Source organism: Pollutimonas thiosulfatoxidans (genome assembly GCF_004022565.1).
Classification (GTDB): Bacteria; Pseudomonadota; Gammaproteobacteria; order Burkholderiales; family Burkholderiaceae_B; genus Pusillimonas_D; species Pusillimonas_D thiosulfatoxidans.
Map to the genome: position 1 here is coordinate 2,321,621 of NZ_CP022987.1, position 22,440 is coordinate 2,344,060.

Genomic DNA, 22,440 nt, shown 5'->3' on the forward strand with positions numbered 1-22,440 from the left:
TCTCTCATGTCCAAATAACCAGGGTCAATCACGCATCGTTCTACGTGCCCTACTGTTGCGTTTCGGGGACAGCGTCCAGACTTCTGATTTCCGCCCGGCGCCACCACAACAGCACCAGACCCGGGATGGCGATCAATACCGTAATGACAAAGAAGCCGGGCCAGCCCAATGATTGCACCAGGGGCGGCGTCAAGGGGCCGGCAAGGTAAGTACGCCCCACGGCCGACAAGGCGGAAAGCAAGGCAAACTGCGTGGCCGAGAACTCCTGCCTGCACAAGGCCATCAGCAAGGCCACGAAAGCGGCGGTGCCCAAACCGCCGCAGACGTTCTCCAGCGCGACAACCAGCGCCATCGAATAAAGATGCGGCGGCGTAACGGCCAGTACCCAATAACCGAAGTTGGATACCGCCTGCAAGATCCCAAACAGCATCAGCGACCGGTATAGCCCCAGGCGGGCCATGAGTGCCCCACCCGCCAGGGCGCCGACGATCGTGGCGGCCAGGCCAAAGACCTTGTTGATGCTACCCACTTCCGATACCGTAAAGCCGGCGCCGCGCAGCAGGAAGGTGGTGGACAGCGCTCCTGCAAAGGCGTCGCCCAGCTTGTAAAGCACGATCAGCAGCAAGATCGTGATGGCGCCACGGCGACTGAAAAACTCTGATAGCGGCTCAACCACGGCGCTGCGCAAGGAGCGTGGCGCGCGCGCTACGACTTCCGGTTCGGGAGCCAGCACGGTTGCGATCGCGCACAGGCCCATGAAGCCGCCCATCAAGAAATAGGTATTCTGCCAACCGAGCCACTGATCGGCCAACACCAGCGCAAGCCCGCCCGATACGATCATCGCCAAGCGATAGCCCAGGACCTTGACCGCGGCGCCCGCGGCCCGCTCCTCCCGGTGCAGCACATCGGTACTGTAGGCATCAAAAGCGATATCCTGCGTAGCCGAAAGAAAAGCTACCAGGACGGCCAATGCGGCCAATAGGCCCAGATGCCCGCCGGGCGAGAACAAGCCCATGGCGGCCACGCAGGCGGCCAACAACAACTGTGTAATGAAGATCCAGCTACGGCGCCGCCCCAACAGGGGCGGCGCATAGCGGTCAACCAGCGGGGCCCACAGGAACTTCAGGGTGTAGGCTGTACCGATCAGCGTCAGGAAGCCGATGTTTTGCAGTGAGACGTTTTCGACTGTGGCCCAGGCCTGGAGGGTTCCCCCCGTCAAGGCCAGCGGCAGCCCGCTGGCAAAGCCCAGCACCAACAAAGGGATGACACGCGGGCTGGCATAAACACTGGTGAACGAAGCGATAACCGGCCCCTTGTGTTTCAGTTGGGAGATTCGAAGCGATACACCGCCAGGGTGCTACGCCAACTGGGCAGCAGTTTAACTTCTTTGTTGCCATTGAACGTGGCCAGATGCGTGATGCGCAATTGCAAGTTTGCCGCCAGGGACTCGAAGTCGCGCAGCGTACACAGATGGATATTGGGGGTATCGAACCATTGATACGGCATTTCGCCGGTTACCGGCATGCGTCCGCGCAATATGGACCAACCATGCGGCCAATAGCCAAAATTGGGAAAGGACACAATGCCAAACCGAGCCACCCGGGCCATCTCGCGCAAAATATGCTCGGTGTGGCGCATGGACTGCAAGGTCTGCGACAAGACCACGGTATCGAACTGCTGGTCATCGAACAGGGCCAGGCCTTCTTCGAGATCCTGCTGAATCACCGACACGCCACGTCGCACTGAGGCGATGAAGTGCTCATCGTTCAGTTCGACGCCGGCACCGACCACCTTCTTGTTGGTCTGCAGATAGGCCAGCAAGGTGCCGTCGCCGCAGCCCAGATCCAATACCCGGCTTTTTGGTTCTATCCAGCTGGCAATGCGTCGAAGGTCGGCCCGCACATGCCGGGGCGCAACGGTAGTTTGATTCACGCCAATACTCCTGACGTTTGCTGGCGCTCGGGCAAGCCCAACCCTGCGGCGATGCGGTCGTAGTAGCCCTGCACCACCGCATGGTAGCGGGCGTCGTCCAGCAAGAAGGCGTCATGGCCGTGGGGCGCGTCGATCTCGGCGTAGGTGACCGGCCGCTTGTTCTTGAGCAGCGCGCGCACGATCTCGTGCGACCTTGCCGGCGGGAAACGCCAGTCGGTACTGAAGGACACCAGCAGGAAGTCGGCCTGCACATGCTGCAGGGCGCGCGCCAGATCGCCGCCGTGACTGCGCGAGGGGTCGAAGTAATCGAGCGCCCGTGTAATCAGCAAATACGTGTTGGCGTCGAAGTAGGTCGAGAACTTTTCGCCTTGGTAGCGCAGATAGGACTCCACCTCGAACTCAACGCCGTAGCCATAGTGGAATTCGCCATTGTCGGCCGGCGCGCGCTGGGCACGGCCGAACTTCGCGGCCATGTCGTCATCCGACAAATAGGTAATGTGGCCGACCATGCGTGCTACGGAAAGCCCGTGTTTGGGGACGGTGCCCTGCGCGTAGTAGTCACCACCATGGAAGTCCGGGTCGCTGATAATAGAGCGGCGCGCCACCTCGTTGAAGCCGATATTCTGGGCTGACAAACGCGGCGTGCTGGCAATGACGATGCAATGGCCGACCCGCTCCGGGCAGGTAATGGCCCAGCTTAAGGCCTGCATGCCACCCAACGATCCGCCCATGACCGCGGCAAACTTCTGAATACCGAAATGATCGGCCAACCGGGCCTGGGCACGCACCCAGTCTTCCACCGTCAGCATGGGAAAAGCGGCGCCCCAGGGCTGGCCAGTCGCCGGATTGATGCTGGCAGGGCCGGTAGAGCCGAAGCATGAACCGATGTTGTTCACACCAATGACGAAGAACCGGTCGGTGTCGACAGCTTTACCCGGCCCCACCATGTTGTCCCACCAGCCGATGTCCTTGGGATTGTCTGCACATATGCCTGCGACATGGTGTGAGGCATTCAGCGCGTGGCAAATCAGTACGGCGTTATTGCGTTCGGCGTTAAGTTCGCCATAGGTTTCAACGGCAAGCTCGTAGCTGGGCAGCACCTGGCCGCTGGTAAGGGCCAGCGGCTGATCAAAAGCGATGTATTGGGGGGAGACAATACCGACCGACCCTGGGGGAATGGTGACTGGAGCAATCTCGGACGGGACAGCAGGCAAGGAAGAAGAAATATCGGTAACGGAAAGTTCGGCCATAAGGACCTCTTTAGCTGGATTTATGAGGCGCCCGCAAGCAGATCAAGCAAATCGGCGCTGTGTCGAAGGGGGATTTTACCACCCCCTAACCGCGGGACTGATGGTAGCCCTTCCGACAAGGAGGCATCTATGCACGCGTTTTTATCCCACGCGATTTTACCTTCGTGATAAAACTTGATACATTCTATGAGAAAATGTAATCAATCGGGTAAAGGAGAGGACGTTCATGGCGCAGCTCACCGATAGGGAATTGTGCTGCCTGCAATGGGCCGCACTGGGTAAGACCAGTTGGGAAGTGGGCGTGATCCTCGGACTTACCGAACGCACAATCAACTTTCATATTCATAATGCCTGCCGCAAGTTGGGTGTGCATAGCCGCCAAGCCGCCATTACGGCCGCCCTGCAGCATGGTCTGCTTCCCGCGCTTACCGAGCCACTTTCACGCCCCGTAGAAACTCATCGGCCTCTGCCTCGGGGAACGTAGCGCTATCGCCGGTTACCAGGGCCTCTATCAATGCATGCTCAGTCAGCCACACGGTGGCCCGCAATCGCACGGGGCCTTGCGGCGACATGCCTTCGATCATAAAAGGCTGTCCTGTAGCGGGCAGGTCTTGCGGCACCTCGGCGCCCAGATTACGGTACAAGGACTGCACCACGGCATCGGCAAACGCCTTACTGGCCGCCGCATCATCCTGCATGGGCGCCGGCAAGGCGGCGTAGGCTACAGTAAAGAGCACATCATCCACCGGAGCGCTGGTTAGCGTAAAAGACAGCTCGTGCCCCGAAAACGTAAGGTCGCGTGCCTGAGTAATGGGCTTGGCTGGAAAATAAGCGCTGATTGCGCCGTCGTTTATAGGCATTTCTCGCCAATCATAGGTAGGCGAGCAAGCTGCCAGCAAACCGGACAGCAACATAATCAAAGCGAAACGTAGCACCACCACTCCTCAGGTAAAATCGCCAGCGACAAGACTTTCTTTAAAGATATCCGTAAATGAGCTCAAGTAACCCACGCCATGCAGTGCTTGGCCCACATCTGCCGGTGCTGAAGGGCATATTGCGCGGTATTGAAAAAGAAGGCCTGCGTGTGGATGCCCATGGCGAGCTTGCCACCACGCCGCATCCGCGTGCTCTCGGCGCACCATTGACGCACCCCCAAATCACCACGGATTATTCTGAAGCGCTGCTGGAACTGATTACGGGTACTCACCATTCTACCGAAAGCCTCATACACGAACTTGAACAAACCCATCGCTATGTAGCCTGTCAATTACAGGATGAGCTGATCTGGAATCAGTCCATGCCTGCGCTGCTGCCTTCCGAGGCCGACATCCCTATCGCCTGGTACGGCACCTCCAACACCGGCATGCTCAAGCATGTGTATCGGCGCGGTTTGGCCGAGCGCTACGGAAAGGCCATGCAATGCATTGCCGGCGTGCACTATAACTTTTCCTTGCCCGATGCTTTATGGGATGTGCTGGGCACAGAAGGCGCCACGCTGGATGAACAGCGCTCCAAGGGCTATCTGGCGCTCATCCGCAATTTCACGCGGTATTCATGGCTGCTGATGTATTTGTTCGGCGCATCGCCGGCAGTGTCATCAAGCTTTGTGCGCGGCTTGAAGCACGACCTGCCCAAGCTGGATGAAGACACCTTGTATTTGCCTTATGCCACCAGCCTGCGCATGAGCGATTTGGGCTACCAGAACAAGGCGCAATCCGATCTGCAGCTTTGCTATAACGATCTGGAAACCTTTCTGGCGCGCATGCATGCCGCCGTCACGACGCCGTGGCCCGCTTATCAAGCCATCGGCACGCATCGCAATGGCGAATGGATACAGTTAAGCACCAACATCCTGCAGATCGAAAACGAGTACTACTCCAACATCCGTCCCAAGCGCAGCACCGGCCGCTGCGAACGTCCCGCTACGGCACTGGCCGAACGGGGCGTGCAATACGTCGAAGTGCGTTGCCTGGACATCGACCCGCTATCGCCCACCGGCATCTCGGCCGTCACCAGCCGCTTTATGGACACCTTCCTGCTGTTTTGCGCAACAGAGCCCAGCCGCTTGTTTCCCAATAATGGTTTTTGTCGCGACAGCCACGACAACTTCAACCTGGTCGTCAAGGAAGGGCGCAAACCCGGCTTGATGCTGATCGATCAGAACAAACCCAAGTCGCTGGCCGACTGGAGTGCCGAGCTAATGGAGCGGATGGCGCCGTACGCCCGCCTGCTGGATCAGGCTTATGGCAATGAGCACCACGCCGCCGCACTGGCCGAGCAAGCCGATAAAGTGCGCGATGGCAACAACACGCCTTCTGCCCGGATACTCCAAACCTTGCGCGACCAGGGCATAAGCATGCACGAGCTTGCCCTGCAGCAAAGCATGGCGCACCGGGATGCCCTGCGCGCCCAGCCGCTGGATGCGGCGGTTCAGCAGGAATATGATCGCCGTACGCAGGAATCTTTTATTGCCCAACAGCAACTGGAAGACAGCGATACGGAAGATTTTTCCAGCTATGTGGCGCGCTATCATGCCGCATTGAAGCCACCACCTACCCCCTGACATCGCCGACTGGCCCAGCGCGTTGCGTTACATCTCCCTGAGAAAATATACTGTATATTTGTACAGTATATTTGCAGGAGAGCACTATGGGCACAGCACTTTCTTCCCGGCCCGACCAGATCCATCCCGCCTTGTGGCGCGCCTCGCAATTGGCACGCTCACCGGGCCATTACACCGACACTGGCTACCCCGCCCTATCGACTGAACTGCCGGGCGGCGGATGGCCTTTGGGCAATCTTATCGACATCCTGGTGCAACAAACCGGCATCGGCGAATTGCAATTATTGCGGCCCGCCCTGCTGGGCTTAAGCCACCGCCCAATTGTGTTGATACAACCACCGCACCCACCCCAATTTACGGCATGGGCAGCCTGGGGCGGCAATCCTGCGCAATTGCTCTGGATACGGGCCGCGCGCTCGGCCGATGCATTCTGGACAGCAGAACAAGTATTGCGCAGTGGCGCATTTGGCGCCGTCCTGCTGTGGCAAAGCTCGATACGCAATCAGGTATTGCGCCGTTTGCAGTTGGCTGCCCAGGAAAGCACCAGCCTGTTTGCGCTGATCCGCCCGCTGGACGCCGCCAGCCAGGCCTCGCCCGCTCCGCTGCGCCTGGCTTTACAGCCTTCTGCTCAAGGCTTGAATGCTTCCATCCTGAAACGCCGGGGCGGCACGCTGGAAGACCCCATAAAAATTCGTCTTTATCCCGACACCCGATTTTCCGAGTTTGACCATGCGATTATGGATAGGCGTGCACCTTCTGCACCCCGGCCTGGACGCTCTGTGCCCGAACTGGCGCACTGAGGCCGCCGTTATCCTCGAGCACGACAAAGTCCGGGCCTGCTCTCCGCTTGCCATGCAGTTTGGCGTACGACCCGGCATGCGCAGTCGGGGCGTCCATGCCTTGTGCCCGCAAGCTACCCTGGCGCACTACGATGCCCATGTTGAAGCGCGCAGCATCAACGAGGTGGCGCTGGCCTTGCTGCAATACACGCCGCAGGTGGCACAAGGCGAGAACAACACATTGCTGCTGGAAGTCTTCGCCAGCCTGAGCCTTTTTGGCGGGGTGCGCAAATTGTTGCAACGGGTACAGGCATCCCTATGCGCCCTGGGGCCCACAGCACGCATTTCCTTGGCGCCCACGGCCGCAGGGGCCTGGCTGCTGGCTACCTGCACGGTCGCTCGCCACCGACGCAGCCTTCGGCTGCCTACACTGGCCCGGCGACTGGACCGCTTGCCTTGCGCTGCCCTGCCCGCGGCTCGGCCTTACCTGGACTGGCTGGAAGGCATAGGCGGCACGACCCTGGCGGCTTTGCGCGCCTTGCCCCGAGCAGGTCTGCAACGGCGTACCCACAAGACCGTGCTGCAAGCATTGGATGCTGCCTATGGCCAGGCACCCGAACTGCTTGAATGGATACAGGCTCCGCCCGAGTTTTCAGGCCGCATTGAACTGATGGAGCGCGTCGAACATGCCCAGGCCGTGCAATTTGTTGCGCACCGCTTGATCGAACAGCTTTGTGGCTGGCTGGCGGCGCATCAGCGCGCCGTCACCCGCGTCATCTTGCTGCTGGAACACGAGCGCGGCCGCCATGCCCGGGCACCCACGCCGCTTGAGTTGGCGCTGGGTGCGCCCACCTGGGAGTCCGGCCATTTGCTGCGGCTATTGCAAGAACGTCTGCACAATCTGCAATTGGCTGCCCCCATCGTTGCTGTTGCGCTGCAGGCGACCGATACCGAGACCATGTCGCCCGTCTGCACGGATTTGTTTCCGGATCCTGGCGGCACGCCCGCGGATCGTCGCCGTCTGCTCGAACTGCTGGTGGCCCGACTGGGCCGCGAGAACGTATTGCACCCCAACCCGGTTGCCGACCACCGCCCGGAAATCGCCAACCGCTGGAGCGCAGTCGACCAGGTTGCGACCCGCGTACCATGCAAAGACGACGCGGAGCGACCTTTCTGGCTGCTGGATACACCCATCGCCCTGCCGCTGCGCCAGCATCGGCCCTTTTATGGCTCTCCCTTGCGCATTCTGCGCGGTCCCGAGCGCATAGAAGACGGGTGGTGGAATGGCCTGGCCGTGCGCGATTACTTTATTGCCCAGGCATCCGATGGCACCCGATACTGGCTTTACCAGGAACGCGGCGCACACAGCGGCTGGTTTCTTCATGGTTTGTTTGCCTAGCGTGCCATGTATAGCGATCCCGTCCTGCCGCCTTATGTCGAGCTTCATTGCCTGACCAACCATACCTTTCTGCGCGGTGCCTCGCACCCCGAAGAGCTCGTGACGCGTGCAGCACAACTGGGCTATGCGGCCATCGCAATTACCGACGAATGTTCGGTGGCCGGCGTGGTCCGGGCCTACGTGGAAGCCAAGAAGCAAAACCTGCCGCTCTTGACGGGCGCAAGCTTTATCTTGCGCAACGCCGACACGAAGCCGGCGGTACAGATCGTGGCACTGGCTCAAACACGACGCGGCTACGGCAACCTGTGCGAACTCATCACCCTGGGCCGTCGGCGTGCACCCAAGGGCGAATATCGGCTTTCGCCCACCGACATCGATCATCCCGCCGATCCACAACTGGCTCATTTGCAAGGGCTGCCCGAATGCGTCGTGCTGCTGGTGCCCGAGTATGGCGCCCCCTTCGAGCGTCTGCTGGCCCAGGCAGAATGGGTGGCCGCCACCTTCCCCGGCCGCTGCTGGATGTCCCTGACCTTGCTGCATCGCGCTCAGGACGACAGGCACAAGGCCGCTGTATTGGCGGCGGCGCGCCATGCCAACATGCCCGTCGTCGCCACCGGACAGGTCGAAATGCATGTACGTTCGCGCAAGCCCCTGCACGACACCTTGACTGCCATACGGCTGGGCAAATCGGTACAGGAATGCGGCTTTCAGCGCGCGCCCAACGCCGAGCACCACTTGCGTGCCCGCATGCGCCTGGCCAATCTTTATCCGCGCGAAACGCTGGAGGAAACCCTCGAGGTTGCCACGCAATGTCCATTCACGCTGGACGAATTGAAATACGAATACCCGGACGAAATCTGCCCGGCAGGGTTTAGCCCGGAAGCTTATCTACGTCAGGAAACCTATATCGGTGCGCATCGCCGCTTCCCCAAAGGCATACCGCTGAATGTGCAAGAACAGCTCGAGCATGAGCTGGCCCTGATCGCCGAGCTGCACTACGAGCCCTACTTTCTTACGGTCTATGACATCGTAAAGTTCGCACGCAGCCGCAAAATACTGTGCCAGGGTCGCGGGTCTGCGGCCAATAGCGCCGTCTGTTATTGCCTGGGCATCACCGAAGTGGATCCGGCCCGGGGCAACAATTTGTTCGAGCGCTTCATCAGCAAAGAGCGCAACGAGCCACCCGACATCGATGTGGACTTCGAGCATCAGCGACGCGAAGAAGTCATCCAGTACATCTATGAGAAATACGGCCGCGATCGCGCAGCATTGACCGCAGTGGTCATTACTTATCGCGTCAAAAGTACGCTGCGCGACACCGGCAAGGCGCTGGGCATAGACCCCATGATCATCGACGCCGTCGCCAAGTCTTATCACTATTGGGATGGCCGGGCCAATCTGGCGGCCCGCATGGCCGAATGCGGACTGGACTCGAACTCACCCACGACGCAGCAATGGATCAGCCTGGCTGAAAGGCTGTTGGGCTTTCCTCGTCACTTGTCTCAGCATCCGGGCGGCTTTGTTATTTCGCGCGGACCACTATGCCGGCTGGTTCCCATCGAGAATGCCGCCATGGCCGATCGCAGTGTGGTGCAGTGGGACAAGGATGACCTTGACGCCATGGGCTTGCTTAAAGTGGATATCCTGGCGCTGGGCATGCTTAGCGTGATACGCCGGGCACTGGAATATGTGTCAGAGCAGCGCGGCGAACCTTTCGAACTCCAGGACATCCCCGCCGAAGACGACGCCACCTACGACATGATCTGCGCCGCCGACACGATCGGCACTTTTCAGATCGAATCGCGAGCGCAAATGTCCATGTTGCCGCGCATGCGCCCCCGCGAATTCTACGACCTGGTCATCGAGGTGGCCATTGTTCGTCCTGGCCCCATTCAGGGAGGCATGGTGCACCCATACCTGCGCCGACGCCAGAAGCTGGAGCCGGTCACCTACCCCAGCGAAGATGTGCGCAAAGCGCTGGAGCGCACGCTGGGCATCCCTATTTTTCAGGAACAAGTCATGCAAATTGCCATGCTGGCTGCGGGTTTCTCTGCCGGCGAAGCCGACGAGTTGCGTCGCTCCATGGCAGCCTGGCGCCGCAAGGGCGGACTGGGCAAGTTCTATGACAAGATCATCGGCGGCATGGCCAGCCGCGGTTACGACCCTGAGTTCGCCGAACAGATTTTTCGGCAAATACAAGGCTTCGGCGAATACGGTTTTCCAGAAAGCCATGCTGCCAGCTTTGCCTTGCTGGCGTACGCCAGTTGCTGGCTCAAGTGCCACGAGCCCCAGGCCTTTTTGGCTGCCCTGCTCAACAGTCAGCCCATGGGGTTTTATTCGCCCTCGGCATTGGTGCAAGATGCACGCCGCCATGGCGTGATAGTGCGTCCGGTGGATGTTACCTGCAGCCGCTGGGACGCCACGCTTGAGCCCATTGCCGGCCAGCCCCCTGCCGTTCGCCTGGGCATGAACCAGCTAAAGGGCATGCAAAAGGAAAGTGCATGGCGCATTGAAGAAGCGCGTTCCATACGTCCCTTTGCTTCGGTGGCCGACCTTGCCCGCCGGGCCAACCTGGGGCGTCTGGACTTGAATGCCTTGGCAGCCGGTGATGCATTGCAAGCCCTGGCCGGACATCGGCGGGCCGCGCTTTGGGAAGCCGTGGTCAGCACTCCTGAGCGCGGCTTGCTGAACCAGGCTGACATCCGCGAACCTGTACAACCCATGCTGCCTTTGCTGACCGAAGGCCAGTCTCTGATAGCCGACTACCGCTCGCAAGGCCTGACCCTGGGACGCCATCCGCTAGCCTTGCTGCGCGACAAACTGACAGCCCTGCGGTTTTCTTCCTCGGCTGATTTGCGCGAGCAGCCCAACCGACGGCTGGTGCGCGCCTGCGGCATCGTCACGGTGCGCCAGCGCCCAGGCACCTCCAAGGGGGTGGTGTTTATTACGCTGGAAGATGAAGCCGGACAAGTCAACCTGATTGTGCGCCCCGACATCGTGGAAAAGCAGCGTCGTGAAGTTTTAAGCGCCAGCTTGCTCGGTGCCTATGGCGTGTGGCAATCGGAAAGCGGTGTCCAGAATCTGGTCGTGGGCCGGCTGGTGGACTTAAGCCCACTATTAGGCAGGCTTGCCACCACCAGCCGCAACTTCCATTAAGGTTTCTTGGAGCTTAACAGCGTATGCAGCACCAGCCCCAAGCCAAAGGCCACATAGACTCCGGCCAGCGCCGGCTTGCCAAGGCGCCGCTCGAACCCGGGCGTCAAGCGCTCGGGGGTGCACTTCATATCGACCACGCAAGCCATGGCTGCAACACCGCCGGCAATGGCCAGTGCCTGCTTCTTGCTGGGTTGCGGTTTACAGCGGCACACCAGATACTCGTACGCCACCGCCCAGAAAACCGATGCCGCATGATGTATGCAATACCCCGCAACGCTATAACGCCACGAACTATCCTGTTGACGCAGCGCCTTGTCGGCCCAGACCCAATGACTTACAGCGTTTACCGGCGCAATCGCGCTGCGGCAATCGCGCACTCCACCATGCAACAGGGCAACGGTGGATGCCACGCTTGCGGAACTGCCTGATACCAAGGCGCGCTTTAACAGCCTTACCAATGTTTTCATTTTTGGGCTCCCCTACCGGCAGCGGCAACCTAGAATAGCAAGACGCAGTCCCGCCCTTGTAACGATCTGTTGAACGACTCAGAGGCTTGCATGAAGATTTTGCTTACCGGAGCATCAGGCTTTATTGGGCGGCATCTGCTCACCGCACTGCTGGATGCCGGACACGACGTAGTGTGCGCCGTCCGCAAGGCCCGCGCTGCGGCGCGGCCCGGCCTGTCGCAGGTTGTCGTGGATTTCAACAAGGCACAACATCCCCAAGACTGGATGCCCGCGCTCAATGGCGTCGATGTGGTGGTTAATGCTGTAGGCATCTTGCGCGAATTGCCCGGTCAGACCTTCGACACCCTGCATCGTGCCGCGCCGATTGCACTGTTTACGGCCGCCGCCGAAATCGGCGTACGCCATATTGTGCAAATCTCGGCGCTGGGTGCCGACGAGCAAGCCGCCTCGCGCTACCACCTGAGCAAGAAAGCCGCCGATGACTTTCTGCTGGCCCTGCCGGTACAGGCCACCATTGCCCAGCCCTCCTTGGTCTATGGCCCCGGCGGCGCCAGCGCGGCTCTGTTCGAGCGCTACGCCAGCATGCCGCTCATCCCACTGCCCGGCGGCGGCACTCAGCAAGTTCAGCCCGTGCACATTGATGATGTGGTCAGCGTGTTGCTGCGCCTGATCGAGTCCGCCCCCGGGCCCGACCGACGGGTGGCCATCGTGGGGCCGGAACCCATATCCTTGCGGTCGTTCTATGCAGCACTGCGACGCGCCATGGGCTTTAGCAGCCCCGCAAGATTCGTGGCGATACCCATGCCCATCATGCGCATGGTGGCCCGCATCGGCAACCGCTTGCCTGGCGGTTTTCTCGACACCGAAACCCTGGACATGCTGCAACGGGGCAACACGGCTGACGCAGCCGCGACGCAATCTTTATTGGGGCACCGGCCACGCGCTCCCCGCCAGTTCGTACCCTCACGCTATGCCGACGCGGTCGCCGCCCAGGCGCGCCTGCGATGGCTGCTACCCATGCTGCGATGGGCTGTAGGCCTCGTCTGGATTGTTACCGGCCTGGTTTCTCTGGGCCTGTACCCCGTCGAACAAAGCTACGCGCTATTGGCCCGCAGCGGCGTGCCGCCCCCGCTGCAGCCGCTGTTCTTGTATGGCGCGGCGGCGCTGGATGTACTGCTGGGCGTGCTGGCCCTGCTGCCCCGCAGGTCGCGCCTGATATGGCTGGCGCAAGCGACACTGGTGCTGGCCTACACCGCCATCATCACCGTCAAGCTGCCTGAATTCTGGCTGCACCCCTACGGCCCCGTCCTGAAGAACCTGCCGTTCCTTGCGGCTCTATGGATACTGTACGAGCTGGAGGACCGCACATGGACTACGTGATTCTTAAATGGCTGCATGTGTTGAGCTCGACGATATTATTCGGCACCGGCATCGGCAGCGCTTTCTATCTGCTGCTGGCCACCTTGTCCAAGGACGTGCAGGTGATCGCACGGGTGTCGGGCTATGTGGTGATTGCGGATTATTTATTTACCGCCACCACTGCCATCGCTCAACCGGTGACCGGTTTCTGGTTGGTGTATATGGCCGGTTTTCCGCTGGACGCGGCCTGGCTGTACCACTCTATTATCTTGTACGCGCTTGCCATTGCCTGCTGGTTGCCTGTGGTCGGCATACAGATACGCCTGCGCAACCTGGCACAACTGGCCGCGCAACAGCACAGCCCCTTGCCACCCGCTTATTGGCGCTGGTTCCGCGCCTGGTTCGCCTTGGGCATTCCCGCCTTTTTCGCTTTCGTCATTGTGTTTTATCTGATGGTTGCCAAGCCGGTATAGCAACCGCCGGTACAGCTTTTGCTGAGTGCTCCTTGTCGAAAACCTCACAATCGGAGCACAACCATGAATGACGCAACAGAGCATCTGCTGGACTGGCTACGTGACGCACACGCCATGGAGAAACAGGCAGAGACCATGCTGACCGCCACAGCGGAACGCCTGGAAAACTACCCCGAATTGCGCGCCAAGCTGCAAGCGCATTGTGAAGAAACGCGCCAGCAGGCCGATCTGCTGCGTCAGTGCCTGGAACGCTTGGGCGAAGACACCTCGACCATGAAAGACATCATGGGCAAAACCATGGCGACAGCCCAAGGATTCAGCGGCGTGTTCGCCCCCGACGAAGTGGTCAAGGCCGCCATGGCCAGCTACACCTTCGAGCACATGGAGATCGCTTCCTACCGCTGCCTGATTGCTGCAGCTGAACTGGCCGGCGACATGGAAACCAAGCGCGTCTGCGAACAGATTCTGCCGCAGGAGGAAGCCATGGCCAAATGGCTGCTGGAACACCTGGCTCCGGTCACACAGCAATTCCTGGCGCGAGACGAATTCGACGCCGACACCGCCAAACGCTAAGTCGCAGCCCGGAGCGCAACATGAGAGCACTAACCTGGCACGGCAAACACAAGATACAGTGCGACACGGTTCCTGACCCCATCATCGAGCACCCGCGCGATGCCATCATCAAGGTCTCTGCCTGCGCGATCTGCGGATCGGACCTGCACTTGTTCGATGGTTTCATGCCAGGCATGAAATCGGGCGACATCATGGGCCATGAGTTCATGGGCGAGGTCGTCGAAACTGGCAGCGAGAACACGGCCCTTTCCATAGGCGAGCGCGTAGTGATTCCGTTCACCATCTTTTGCGGCGAATGCGAACAATGCAAGCGGGGCAATTTCGCAGTCTGCGAACGCAGCAACCGCAACAAGGATGCGGCTGCGAAGTTGTTCGGACATACCTGCGCGGGGCTGTTCGGCTACACCCACATCACGGGCGGTTACCCGGGCGGCCAGGCAGAGTATGTACGCGTGCCCTACGCCGACACGACGCACATCAAAGTACCCGAGGGCCTGACAGACGACCAGGTGCTGTTCCTGGGAGACATTCTGCCCACGGGCTGGCAGGCTGCAGCGCAGTGCGACATACAGCCGACCGACACGGTGGCCATCTGGGGCGCGGGACCGGTGGGCCAAATGGCGATACGCAGCGCCGTGCTGATGAACGCCAAGCAGGTCATCGTCATCGACCGTGTCCCCGAACGACTGGCGATGGCCCAGGCTGGCGGCGCGATAGCCATTAACTTCGACGAGGAAAGCGTACTGGATCGGCTGAACGAATTGACGGCAGGCAAGGGACCCGAGAAATGCATAGACGCCGTCGGCATGGAATCACACGTGACGCGCTCTTTTGACTCTGTTTACGATCGAGTGAAGCAAGCGGTGATGCTGGAGTCGGACAGACCTCATGTATTGCGCGAGATGATTTATGTATGCCGGCCCGGCGGCACCCTGTCCATACCCGGCGTGTATGGCGGCCTGATCGACAAGATACCGTTTGGAGCGTCGATGAACAAAGGGCTGACCTGGCGGATGGGGCAGACGCATGTCAATCGGTGGACGGACGAGTTGATTCAACATATTGTCGACGGGCACATAGACCCTTCTTTTGTCATTACCCATACCGTGGGGCTGGAGGCCGGGCCAGAGATGTACAAGACATTCCGGGAGAAGGAGGACGGGTGCATCAAGGTCGTTATGAAACCGGGGCTGGTTTCTTAGGATGGTGTCTTTCTGTGCCATTGATTTTGGTTTCTTAAGAAGGCGCGCACGGGCAGGTGGCGGGGCGGCTTAATGGTCACGGTCCGGCAAGCCGGACTTCCCGTCCATCAGCACGGATCAGGGCGGCCGCGAAACTCACAACGTCGGGGCAGTGCCCCGACAAACATGTTGTTCGAACAGTCGCGGCCTTGCCTCCCTGATCCGCACTGATAGCCGGCGTGCCCAATGCGCCGCCCCGCCACCTGCCCGTGCACACCTTTTGCAGTAGCTCGGGTTGAATGGCACTGGTTGCCACGGACTTGGGTTGCAATAAACCGCTGTTGGTATGAGGTGCCAGCACCCGTCTGGGGTGGAGAAAGGGTATATGCGGGAGACCTCGATTCGAAGACTCACCTGCTGGCACGGTGCCCAAGAAGCCTGCCCTCTACCGATACCTCAAAGAAAAACGGCCCTCGTCTCCGATCACTGCTTCAATCACTTCAATCGGAGGCCTGGGGTGGGTGGGGCTGGCTGGGCGGCTTTAGGGCACGCCTTGTGGCAGTGTCGCGGCGGGGAGGCAAGCCTGCGGCTGTGTGAGCAACGCGGGTGTCGGGGCACTGCCCCGACGTTGCGAGTTCCGCAGGCGCCCCGCCGTGGCGCTGACGCAAGGTTTGCCCCGGCGCAAGCCGGGGCCGTGACCGTCGAGCCCAGCCAGCCCCACCCACCCCGGGCCGGCTTTAGAACGAAGACCGCCGACAGCCCACCTCAAGCACGGCGCTTGGAACAAATACCGGCTCAATAACGAATGTTGGATGTGTCGCTTACGAACCAAACCGCCGATTCAGTTCGGCATTGCTGATTACCCCAGCAAATGAATCAAATACGCCTTCATCGGCAATCTGCCCTGCCGCCCGCAAGAACGCATCCATCGCCACGCGTGCCAAAGCGCCACCTACACTGATGCGCCGTACGCCTAATTGGGCGAGTTCGTTCACCGTAAAGCCCAGGGCGCCGCCGCTTAGGAAGTTCACCGCCCGCCCACCAACTGCCTGGACCGTCGCCTCGATCTGCTCCCGCGTATTGATGCCAGGCGAATACAGGCAATCCGCGCCAGCGTCCGCAAACGCTTTCAGACGCCGGACCGTCTCGTCGATGTCCGGAGCTCCACGTATAAAACCCTCCGTACGGGCAGTCAACAACACCGGCTGACCGGTACCATCGATGGCGGCCCGCGCCGCCTTGATTCGAGCCACCGCAACATCAAAGGCATACAAACCATCAGCCTCACCTTGAGGCACGTCCTCGATCGAGAGCCCAGCGACCCCCGTCTCTATGCAACGGACAATATTTTCCTGCATGCCTTCCAAATCGTCCGAAAAGCCGTTCTCGAAATCTGCGTTCAAGGGGATGTCGACCGCGTCGGCCAACTCACGCAAATGCGCCAGCACCAACTCCAGCGATTGGGCGCCGTCAGGCAGACCATTTGAATAGGCATGCCCGGAACTGGTCGAGGCTATCGCTTTGAAGCCCATATCCTCCAGGCTGCGCGCCGTGCCGATGTTCCAGGGGTTGGGAATCACAAAACACCCGGATTGGTGCAGCCTGAAAAACTCCGTTCTCTTATTGGCAACCGTCGTTTTTGTCATGATGAATTATCCTTGGATGGACCTTACCCGAGGCCGAATCGGCCAGCTCATATTAAACTTAACAATAAAACAGAGGTTTACATGATTTCACGTGCGCGGATTCTATGGCTGTTGTGGCCGGCCCTGTTGTGCCTGGTATCCGTGCTGATGTATGCCTTCCACGCCTACCTGTTCCCGAAGTTCATGCCGCAGGCCGATCCCCAGGCCATGCTGCGCTTCAGCGCCGTCGCGGCCTTTTACTCTTTCGCATGGCTCGCAGCCAGGATCGCCGACATCGCACTCGCGCGCAAAGGGAAGGCCAAGCGCCGCAAGCCCAAACTGCTGGGCGATCTGGTAACTGCCACACTATTTGCCCTAGCCACTGTGGCCGCAATTGGCCTGCTTCTTGGTCAGTCGGCAGGAGGCATACTGGCCAGCTCCGGTTTGATTATCGCCATCCTGGGCTTTGCGATCCGCAATGTGCTGGCCGACGTGCTGTCGGGGATTGCCATCGGCCTGGAGGCTCCCTTCCGTATCGGAGACTGGGTGGAGTTCGACGAAACCACCACCGGCCGCGTCATAGAGATCGGGTGGCGTACCACACGGGTATTGACACCCAACGACACTTACATGATTTTGCCCAACAGTCAGATCTCGCGCCTGATGCTGACCAACTACAGTGCGCCTCGCAAGCATTACCAGGCCAGCGTCCAGATCGTCCTGCATCACGACATCCCCGTCTCGCAAGGAAAGCAACTGCTCTTTGAAGCGGCAATGTCGGCCTCTGCCATGCCGCCGGCCATGGCCAAGGAAGCCGTTGTTCGAGCAAGTGTCTACGACGTGGAAGGCGTGACCTATACCGTCAAATATTGGGTTCCCACTTTTTCCCGAGACATCGACTGTCGCGACGCGGTCTTGATGGCGATCGACGAAGCCCTGCGAGAGCGCGGCTGGATTCCACCGCGTGCCACCGGTCAACGCCAGCTGACCCTGCACGAGAACTCATAAGCACATCAAGCCGATTATTGCGTATATCGGAATGATAGCTTGCCCATTGCCCCCTTTTTCCAGGTGAGCAATAGGAATACAGTGTCTCCATAGCCCCCTTGCGGCCGACAGAGAGACCAAACATGACGACCAGATTTCCGGTGTATTTTGTATCCCACGGCGGCGGGCCGTGGCCTTATGTTGACAGCATGAAACCCATGTATGCCAAGACAGAGCGCGGGTTCAGCGAACTACCAGCGCGCCTGCCGGCCAAACCCAAGGCCGTGCTGGTAATTTCCGGCCATTGGGAAGCGGAAGACTTCACCGTCTCGACAGCCGAGCATCCGCCCATGGAATACGACTATTTCGGATTTCCTGAGCACACCTATCGCATCAAGTATCCCGCAGCGGGGTCACCCAACCTGGCATCACGGGTGAAGACTCTGCTTGCCGACGCGGGATTCAAGCCCCGCGTCGATGCGGAACGCGGCTTCGACCATGGCACTTTTGTACCGCTGGGTTTAATGTATCCCGAAGCGGACGTCCCTGTGGTCATGCTGTCCATGAAGTCCAGCTACGACGCCGAGGAACACATCCGGGTCGGACAGGCCCTGGCTCCGTTGCGCGATGAGGGCGTGCTGATCATCGGCAGCGGCCTCACGTATCACAACATGCGCGGCTTTCGCCGCCCTGAATCAACCCCCATTGCGGAGGCTTTCGAGGCTTACCTGAACAAAGCCATCAGCCAGGCCGACGCCAAAGCCCGCAACGATATGCTCGTGCGATGGGAGACTGCTCCTCATGCGCGGCTGGCTCACCCAAGAGAAGACCATCTGCTACCCCTGATGGTCGTCGCCGGAGCAGCAGCCAGCGATGTGGGTCAGGCGGTTTTCATTGACCATGTCATGGAGGTACCGATGGCCTCGTATGAGTTCGGCGCAGTAAGCGCCGCTAAGGTTAACGCAACAAATTTTTAAGGATGGACGATCATGGCTGGACATCAGCATCGAATTACCCTGGAGTATCTGGGCGGCAAGCATGCCGAGCCCGACCTGCATCAACCGCTGGTATTCACCGCAGAAAACCATGACGACTTGTTCGAGATCATCGACAAGGCTCAGGCTGCGGAAATCTTTGATAAAGAAACCTCTGCTGCGCTGGTACTCGGAATGAAGCTATTCAGCGAGGTGATGCTCAAGAACAGAAAGGACCCCATGTTCGAACCGATGCTGGCAGCTTATCGAGACTACATCAAGGTGTTCAAACAACGTATCTTAGAGGCAAAAACATGATGAACATCGACATATCAGGCAAGACAACCATCATCTCCGGCTCGACCAGCGGCATTGGCCTGGCGATAGCGAAAGGGCTGGCACAAGCCGGCGCGTCGGTCGTAGTAAACGGACGCTCGCAAGCAGCGGTAGACAAGGCTATCGCGGCGGTTAAACAGCACGCTTCTACGGCCACGGTGCGTGGCGTCGCCGCAGATCTGGGCACCGCCGAAGGCTGCGCATTACTGATCAAGGCGGAACCACGCTGCGACATCCTCATCAATAATCTCGGTATCTACGGCCCACAACCGTTCTTTGAAATCGACGATGCAGAATGGTCGCGCTATTTCGAAGTCAACGTCCTGTCGGGCGTACGTTTGGCAAGAGCCTATATGCCGGCGATGCTCGAACAGAACTGGGGCCGAGTCGTGTTTATTTCATCGGAGTCGGCATTGAACATTCCGGCCGACATGATCCACTATGGCTTCAGTAAAACAGCGCTGCTCGGGTTGGCCCGCGGCCTGGCCAAGCTTGCCGCCGGCAGCGGCGTCACAGTCAATTCCGTGCTGCCTGGCCCGACGCTATCCGAAGGCGCGGCGCAAATGCTGATGGCCTCGGCGCCCGAGGGCCAGACACTGGAAGAAGCTGGCGTAGCCTTCGTAAAAGCACAACGCCCCAGCTCCATCATCCAGCGTGCGGCAACCCTTGAAGAGGTCGCCAATATGGTGGTCTATGTGGCTTCTCCGCTATCATCAGCCACGACCGGTGCGGCGCTCCGCGTTGAAGGCGGTGTGGTCGACAGCCTATAAGGCCATCATCAAAAGGCGGCTACTTTCTGGCGCAAGCGCCAGCCGCCCCATACACCCAGCACGCAGGCGATCGCAAAAACCCAGCCCGACAAGGCTCCTGCCATGATGCCTGACAACAGCGTGCCGACCGTGCATCCCAGGGCCAGCATGGCGCCCCAGCCCATCAGCACGCCGCCCCCGAAATTGCGCAGCACATCGCGCAGCGACGGCAGGCGGGGCTTGAACTCGCCGGCCACCAAAGCTGCTGCCCAGGCGCCTCCAATCAAGCCCAGCACAAACAGGCCGTTGGGCGAGAGCAAGGTTTCCTTGACCACCGTGGCGCAACCCGAGAAGGTATCCAACCCCTCAAGGCGATCAGGCAACAACTGCCACTGTGAGGCCGCGGTCCGCGCCACGCTGCCTAGCTCTGCCGTAACGCCCAAGGGCGCATAGCGAAAGTAAGACATCACGCCTATGAACGCGACCAGTAACCCGCCAGCCCAAGTGGGCCAGCGGCGTACGAACACGTCGGCCCACTGGAACGTTCCCGCCGGTTCCGATGCATGCTTGGTGCCGTCGTGGCGCTTAAGTAAAAAAGCGGCTACCAGAGCCAAGGCTGCCAACTGAGCAAGCAGCGACCAGCCATACCCCAACGAATGCGGCAGCCATACGATCGGCGCCTCTTGAATGGTAAGCAGGTATAGCGTGTTCCATGATGCGAAGCCCAAGGCAAAACCCACCAAGGCGCCAAGCAAGGCAAAAATGGACGCGACCGAGCCTTCGCCCAGGCGATACAGATGCGCGCTGATGCACGATCCCGACACCGCCATGCCCACGCCAAAAGCCAGACTGCCCAACACCAGCACCCAGCTTATCGGCCCGATGTGCGCGCCCGGCGGCAAACGCCCGACAGCAGGTATGGGCAGGAAGGCACTGAACAAGACGTGGTAGCCGATGGTGCCGACGGCCAGCGCAACCACAATGCCGATCAAGCCGCGCGAGTCGTTCTGATCGAGAAAGTCGCGCGTAACGCAGAAGAAGCAAAAGCGCGAACGTTGCAGCACCACGCCGAAGGCCGTACCCGCCAACAAGGCGAACGCCAGCACACGGCCATTTGCTGGCCAGCCAGCCACGATGCCGGATGCGTAAAAAATGGAAGCGAAAACAAGAACGGCCAGCATTGCTGCTGGCCAAACTCGTTTCGCTGGAATCGCGAAACTAGTCATGACTTACAAACATCCGGTTAGATGTTGCCCCAGACGGTGCCGGCGGGATTGGTGATGGGTACACCAACAGCGTTACCGTACTCGGTCCAGGATCCGTCGTAGTTGCGCACGTCGTAGCCCAGCAGCTTTTTCAGAGCAAACCAGGAATGGCTGGAACGCTCGCCAATGCGGCAGTAGGTGATGACGGGCTTGGAGCCATCCACGCCAACGTCGGCGTATAGCTTCTTGAGCTCTTCAACGGGCTTGAACGTGCCGTCTTCTGCAACCAGCTTGCTCCAAGTGACATTGACTGCACCCGGGATATGGCCGGCGCGGATCGACAGCTCTTGAACGCCGGAAGGTGCGAAGATCTTGCCGTTGTATTCGTCAGCAGAGCGGATGTCCACCAACACGGCGTCTTGCTCTTTCTTGGCGACTGCAACCACATCGGTCAGGCGTGCGCGCAGGCTTTCGTCGGCGGCCTGGACCACGATATTGCCGGCAGCGGGGGTGGCGGGCGTGATGGTCAGTGGGCGGCCTTCGGCTTCCCACTTCTTGCGGCCACCGTCCAGCAGCTTGACGTTGTTCACGCCATAAATGTCGAACACCCAGGCGCCCCAGGCGGCGAACCAGTTGTTGGTGTCGCCGTACAGCACGGTGACGGTGTCATTGCTGATGCCAGCGTTGCGCAGCAGGTTTTGGAAGGCGTCTTGGCCGACGATATCGCGCTCGACCGTGTTGACCAGATCGGTATGCCAGTTGAAATTGACCGCGCCCTGGATGTGTCCGCGCTCGTACAAACCGGGGTTGACACTCACTTCGACGACCCGAACCTTCGGATCGGCAAGGTTCTTTTCCAGCCAGTCAGTGCTGACCAATACGTCTGAAGCAGCGGCGTGCACCGCCCCGCCCACCAATAGTGTTAAAGAAGCAGCCAGTACGCCGGCCATTTTTTTATAAAAGGACATGATTTCGTCACCCAGGTAGAAGTAATAGACTGAGTACGAAAGATACCGAGGATTGCTACATAACCAAACTAACGGTTACAGCTAAGCTTATATAAGAAACCATATCAGCTCGTTTCTGAACAGACCAAGCGGCGGCCTGCTGCGGCGTGCCCGCCACCGGGCACTCTGGCACGCAGATAGAGCAATCGATGCATTCGTCGGGTTTGATGACCAGGAAGTTGGGGCCTTCCATGAAGCAATCCATCGGGCAAACAGACACGCAGTCGGTGTACTTGCACTGGATACATGCTTCAGTAACTACATAGGGCATGTTCGTCGATTCTGGCGCGCCCGACAGGAATCGAACCTGTACCAAGAGCTTCGGAGGCTCCCATTCTATCCATTGAACTACGGGCGCAGGGTCGCCATTGTAGCGTGTTTGCGCAATCCTGCACTAAAGCACCAGTCTCGTTATAATCGCGTAT

21 protein-coding genes, 1 tRNA gene, 1 pseudogene and 1 riboswitch are annotated in these 22,440 nt (G+C 59.7%); of the genes and pseudogenes, 13 read left to right on the forward strand and 10 right to left on the reverse strand.

The genetic code is table 11. The features are described from left to right. Positions 1 to 49: 49 nt before the first annotated feature. The 3 genes from CKA81_RS11180 to metX form a co-directional block, all read right to left on the reverse strand. Complete coding sequence (locus CKA81_RS11180) at positions 50 to 1,324, reverse strand: muropeptide transporter (RefSeq protein WP_128355348.1); 1,275 nt, start codon at positions 1,322 to 1,324, stop codon at positions 50 to 52. After that, positions 1,321 to 1,932 carry a methionine biosynthesis protein MetW gene (gene metW / locus CKA81_RS11185; protein ID WP_180014077.1) on the reverse strand — a complete coding sequence of 204 codons (612 nt, stop codon included), beginning with the start codon at positions 1,930 to 1,932 and terminating at the stop codon, positions 1,321 to 1,323. Before metW ends, CKA81_RS11180 begins: the two co-directional genes overlap by 4 nt. Continuing rightward, positions 1,929 to 3,182, reverse strand: a complete 1,254-nt coding sequence (gene metX / locus CKA81_RS11190; protein WP_128355350.1) for a homoserine O-succinyltransferase MetX — start codon at positions 3,180 to 3,182, stop codon at positions 1,929 to 1,931. Before metX ends, metW begins: the two co-directional genes overlap by 4 nt. Further along, a riboswitch (SAM riboswitch) is annotated at positions 3,172 to 3,250 on the reverse strand. (Overlaps the previous gene by 11 nt.) A 158-nt stretch (positions 3,251 to 3,408) precedes the next feature. On the opposite strand from metX, the gene CKA81_RS11195 reads away from it, so the two are divergent. Continuing rightward, a complete protein-coding gene (locus tag CKA81_RS11195) occupies positions 3,409 to 3,666 on the forward strand; it encodes a helix-turn-helix domain-containing protein (RefSeq protein WP_128355351.1) in 258 nt (85 codons plus the stop codon). Here the strand turns inward: CKA81_RS11195 and CKA81_RS11200 are convergent. Beyond that, positions 3,608 to 4,117 carry a hypothetical protein gene (locus tag CKA81_RS11200; RefSeq protein ID WP_128355352.1) on the reverse strand — a complete coding sequence of 170 codons (510 nt, stop codon included), beginning with the start codon at positions 4,115 to 4,117 and terminating at the stop codon, positions 3,608 to 3,610. The genes CKA81_RS11195 and CKA81_RS11200 overlap by 59 nt on opposite strands. A 56-nt stretch (positions 4,118 to 4,173) precedes the next feature. Between CKA81_RS11200 and gshA the strand changes: the two genes are divergently transcribed. The 4 genes from gshA to CKA81_RS11220 all read left to right on the forward strand — a co-directional run bounded on the left by gshA (position 4,174) and on the right by CKA81_RS11220 (position 11,079). Beyond that, positions 4,174 to 5,745 (forward strand): glutamate--cysteine ligase, encoded by a 1,572-nt coding sequence (gene gshA / locus CKA81_RS11205; protein ID WP_128355353.1) that lies wholly within the window; start codon positions 4,174 to 4,176, stop codon positions 5,743 to 5,745. A gap of 86 nt (positions 5,746 to 5,831) precedes the next feature. Beyond that, positions 5,832 to 6,545 (forward strand): translesion DNA synthesis-associated protein ImuA, encoded by a 714-nt coding sequence (gene imuA / locus CKA81_RS11210; protein ID WP_128355354.1) that lies wholly within the window; start codon positions 5,832 to 5,834, stop codon positions 6,543 to 6,545. Beyond that, positions 6,475 to 7,923: a Y-family DNA polymerase gene (locus CKA81_RS11215; RefSeq protein ID WP_128355355.1), complete on the forward strand. Its 1,449-nt coding sequence runs from the start codon at positions 6,475 to 6,477 to the stop codon at positions 7,921 to 7,923. The genes imuA and CKA81_RS11215 overlap by 71 nt, the downstream gene beginning before the upstream one ends. A gap of 6 nt (positions 7,924 to 7,929) precedes the next feature. Beyond that, positions 7,930 to 11,079 carry an error-prone DNA polymerase gene (locus CKA81_RS11220; RefSeq protein ID WP_128355356.1) on the forward strand — a complete coding sequence of 1,050 codons (3,150 nt, stop codon included), beginning with the start codon at positions 7,930 to 7,932 and terminating at the stop codon, positions 11,077 to 11,079. Here CKA81_RS11220 and CKA81_RS11225 read toward each other — a convergent pair. Then, entirely contained in the window at positions 11,076 to 11,546 is a 471-nt protein-coding gene (locus tag CKA81_RS11225; protein WP_128355357.1) for a hypothetical protein, read from the reverse strand. The two genes, CKA81_RS11220 and CKA81_RS11225, sit on opposite strands and share 4 nt — an antisense overlap. A 90-nt stretch (positions 11,547 to 11,636) precedes the next feature. Between CKA81_RS11225 and CKA81_RS11230 the strand changes: the two genes are divergently transcribed. The 4 genes from CKA81_RS11230 (at position 11,637) to CKA81_RS11245 (ending at position 15,153) form a co-directional block, all read left to right on the forward strand. After that, positions 11,637 to 12,926: an SDR family oxidoreductase gene (locus CKA81_RS11230; RefSeq protein ID WP_164878386.1), complete on the forward strand. Its 1,290-nt coding sequence runs from the start codon at positions 11,637 to 11,639 to the stop codon at positions 12,924 to 12,926. Continuing rightward, complete coding sequence (locus tag CKA81_RS11235; protein ID WP_128355359.1) at positions 12,914 to 13,378, forward strand: DUF2269 family protein; 465 nt, start codon at positions 12,914 to 12,916, stop codon at positions 13,376 to 13,378. Before CKA81_RS11230 ends, CKA81_RS11235 begins: the two co-directional genes overlap by 13 nt. A 63-nt stretch (positions 13,379 to 13,441) precedes the next feature. Further along, positions 13,442 to 13,951, forward strand: coding sequence for a ferritin-like domain-containing protein (locus CKA81_RS11240; RefSeq protein ID WP_128355360.1), 510 nt, complete (start codon positions 13,442 to 13,444; stop codon positions 13,949 to 13,951). A 20-nt stretch (positions 13,952 to 13,971) separates the two neighbouring features. Next, positions 13,972 to 15,153 (forward strand): zinc-dependent alcohol dehydrogenase, encoded by a 1,182-nt coding sequence (locus CKA81_RS11245; RefSeq protein ID WP_128355361.1) that lies wholly within the window; start codon positions 13,972 to 13,974, stop codon positions 15,151 to 15,153. An 800-nt stretch (positions 15,154 to 15,953) separates the two neighbouring features. On the opposite strand, the gene CKA81_RS11250 is transcribed toward CKA81_RS11245, so the two are convergent. Next, the gene (locus CKA81_RS11250; protein ID WP_128355362.1) at positions 15,954 to 16,778 is read right to left on the reverse strand and encodes an isocitrate lyase/PEP mutase family protein; all 825 of its coding nucleotides are present in this window, start codon (positions 16,776 to 16,778) and stop codon (positions 15,954 to 15,956) included. 81 nt (positions 16,779 to 16,859) lie between these two features. Between CKA81_RS11250 and CKA81_RS11255 the strand changes: the two genes are divergently transcribed. From CKA81_RS11255 to CKA81_RS11270, 4 genes are all read left to right on the forward strand, one after another. Further along, positions 16,860 to 17,765, forward strand: coding sequence for a mechanosensitive ion channel family protein (locus CKA81_RS11255; protein WP_128355363.1), 906 nt, complete (start codon positions 16,860 to 16,862; stop codon positions 17,763 to 17,765). A 122-nt stretch (positions 17,766 to 17,887) separates the two neighbouring features. Next, positions 17,888 to 18,721 carry a DODA-type extradiol aromatic ring-opening family dioxygenase gene (locus CKA81_RS11260; RefSeq protein ID WP_128355364.1) on the forward strand — a complete coding sequence of 278 codons (834 nt, stop codon included), beginning with the start codon at positions 17,888 to 17,890 and terminating at the stop codon, positions 18,719 to 18,721. 12 nt (positions 18,722 to 18,733) lie between these two features. Continuing rightward, entirely contained in the window at positions 18,734 to 19,036 is a 303-nt protein-coding gene (locus CKA81_RS11265; RefSeq protein ID WP_128355365.1) for a DUF3861 domain-containing protein, read from the forward strand. Continuing rightward, positions 19,036 to 19,824 (forward strand): SDR family NAD(P)-dependent oxidoreductase, encoded by a 789-nt coding sequence (locus CKA81_RS11270; RefSeq protein ID WP_128356756.1) that lies wholly within the window; start codon positions 19,036 to 19,038, stop codon positions 19,822 to 19,824. The genes CKA81_RS11265 and CKA81_RS11270 overlap by 1 nt, the downstream gene beginning before the upstream one ends. Positions 19,825 to 19,832: 8 nt before the next feature. Here CKA81_RS11270 and CKA81_RS11275 read toward each other — a convergent pair whose 3' ends face one another. From CKA81_RS11275 to CKA81_RS11290, 4 genes and pseudogenes are all read right to left on the reverse strand, one after another. Continuing rightward, positions 19,833 to 20,984, reverse strand: a complete 1,152-nt coding sequence (locus tag CKA81_RS11275; protein WP_228255705.1) for a YeeE/YedE family protein — start codon at positions 20,982 to 20,984, stop codon at positions 19,833 to 19,835. 62 nt (positions 20,985 to 21,046) lie between these two features. Continuing rightward, positions 21,047 to 21,976, reverse strand: coding sequence for a sulfurtransferase (locus CKA81_RS11280; RefSeq protein ID WP_128355367.1), 930 nt, complete (start codon positions 21,974 to 21,976; stop codon positions 21,047 to 21,049). Between the two features lie 154 nt (positions 21,977 to 22,130). Next, positions 22,131 to 22,286, reverse strand: a pseudogene (locus tag CKA81_RS17555) (4Fe-4S dicluster domain-containing protein); the annotation flags it as partial. Between the two features lie 12 nt (positions 22,287 to 22,298). Continuing rightward, positions 22,299 to 22,373, reverse strand: a tRNA-Arg gene (locus tag CKA81_RS11290). Positions 22,374 to 22,440: the final 67 nt, after the last annotated feature.

Excerpts from the sequence above, each read along its gene's own strand:
- metX (WP_128355350.1), bottom strand. The coding sequence starts at position 3,182 with ATGGCCGAACTTTCCGTTACCGATATTTCTTCTTCCTTGCCTGCTGTC.
- CKA81_RS11195 (WP_128355351.1), top strand. The coding sequence starts at position 3,409 with ATGGCGCAGCTCACCGATAGGGAATTGTGCTGCCTGCAATGGGCCGCA.
- gshA (WP_128355353.1), top strand. The coding sequence starts at position 4,174 with ATGAGCTCAAGTAACCCACGCCATGCAGTGCTTGGCCCACATCTGCCG.
- imuA (WP_128355354.1), top strand. The coding sequence starts at position 5,832 with ATGGGCACAGCACTTTCTTCCCGGCCCGACCAGATCCATCCCGCCTTG.
- CKA81_RS11215 (WP_128355355.1), top strand. The coding sequence starts at position 6,475 with ATGCGATTATGGATAGGCGTGCACCTTCTGCACCCCGGCCTGGACGCT.
- CKA81_RS11220 (WP_128355356.1), top strand. The coding sequence starts at position 7,930 with ATGTATAGCGATCCCGTCCTGCCGCCTTATGTCGAGCTTCATTGCCTG.
- CKA81_RS11225 (WP_128355357.1), bottom strand. The coding sequence starts at position 11,546 with ATGAAAACATTGGTAAGGCTGTTAAAGCGCGCCTTGGTATCAGGCAGT.
- CKA81_RS11230 (WP_164878386.1), top strand. The coding sequence starts at position 11,637 with ATGAAGATTTTGCTTACCGGAGCATCAGGCTTTATTGGGCGGCATCTG.
- CKA81_RS11235 (WP_128355359.1), top strand. The coding sequence starts at position 12,914 with ATGGACTACGTGATTCTTAAATGGCTGCATGTGTTGAGCTCGACGATA.
- CKA81_RS11240 (WP_128355360.1), top strand. The coding sequence starts at position 13,442 with ATGAATGACGCAACAGAGCATCTGCTGGACTGGCTACGTGACGCACAC.
- CKA81_RS11245 (WP_128355361.1), top strand. The coding sequence starts at position 13,972 with ATGAGAGCACTAACCTGGCACGGCAAACACAAGATACAGTGCGACACG.
- CKA81_RS11250 (WP_128355362.1), bottom strand. The coding sequence starts at position 16,778 with ATGACAAAAACGACGGTTGCCAATAAGAGAACGGAGTTTTTCAGGCTG.
- CKA81_RS11255 (WP_128355363.1), top strand. The coding sequence starts at position 16,860 with ATGATTTCACGTGCGCGGATTCTATGGCTGTTGTGGCCGGCCCTGTTG.
- CKA81_RS11260 (WP_128355364.1), top strand. The coding sequence starts at position 17,888 with ATGACGACCAGATTTCCGGTGTATTTTGTATCCCACGGCGGCGGGCCG.
- CKA81_RS11265 (WP_128355365.1), top strand. The coding sequence starts at position 18,734 with ATGGCTGGACATCAGCATCGAATTACCCTGGAGTATCTGGGCGGCAAG.
- CKA81_RS11270 (WP_128356756.1), top strand. The coding sequence starts at position 19,036 with ATGAACATCGACATATCAGGCAAGACAACCATCATCTCCGGCTCGACC.
- CKA81_RS11275 (WP_228255705.1), bottom strand. The coding sequence starts at position 20,984 with ATGCTGGCCGTTCTTGTTTTCGCTTCCATTTTTTACGCATCCGGCATC.
- CKA81_RS11280 (WP_128355367.1), bottom strand. The coding sequence starts at position 21,976 with ATGTCCTTTTATAAAAAAATGGCCGGCGTACTGGCTGCTTCTTTAACA.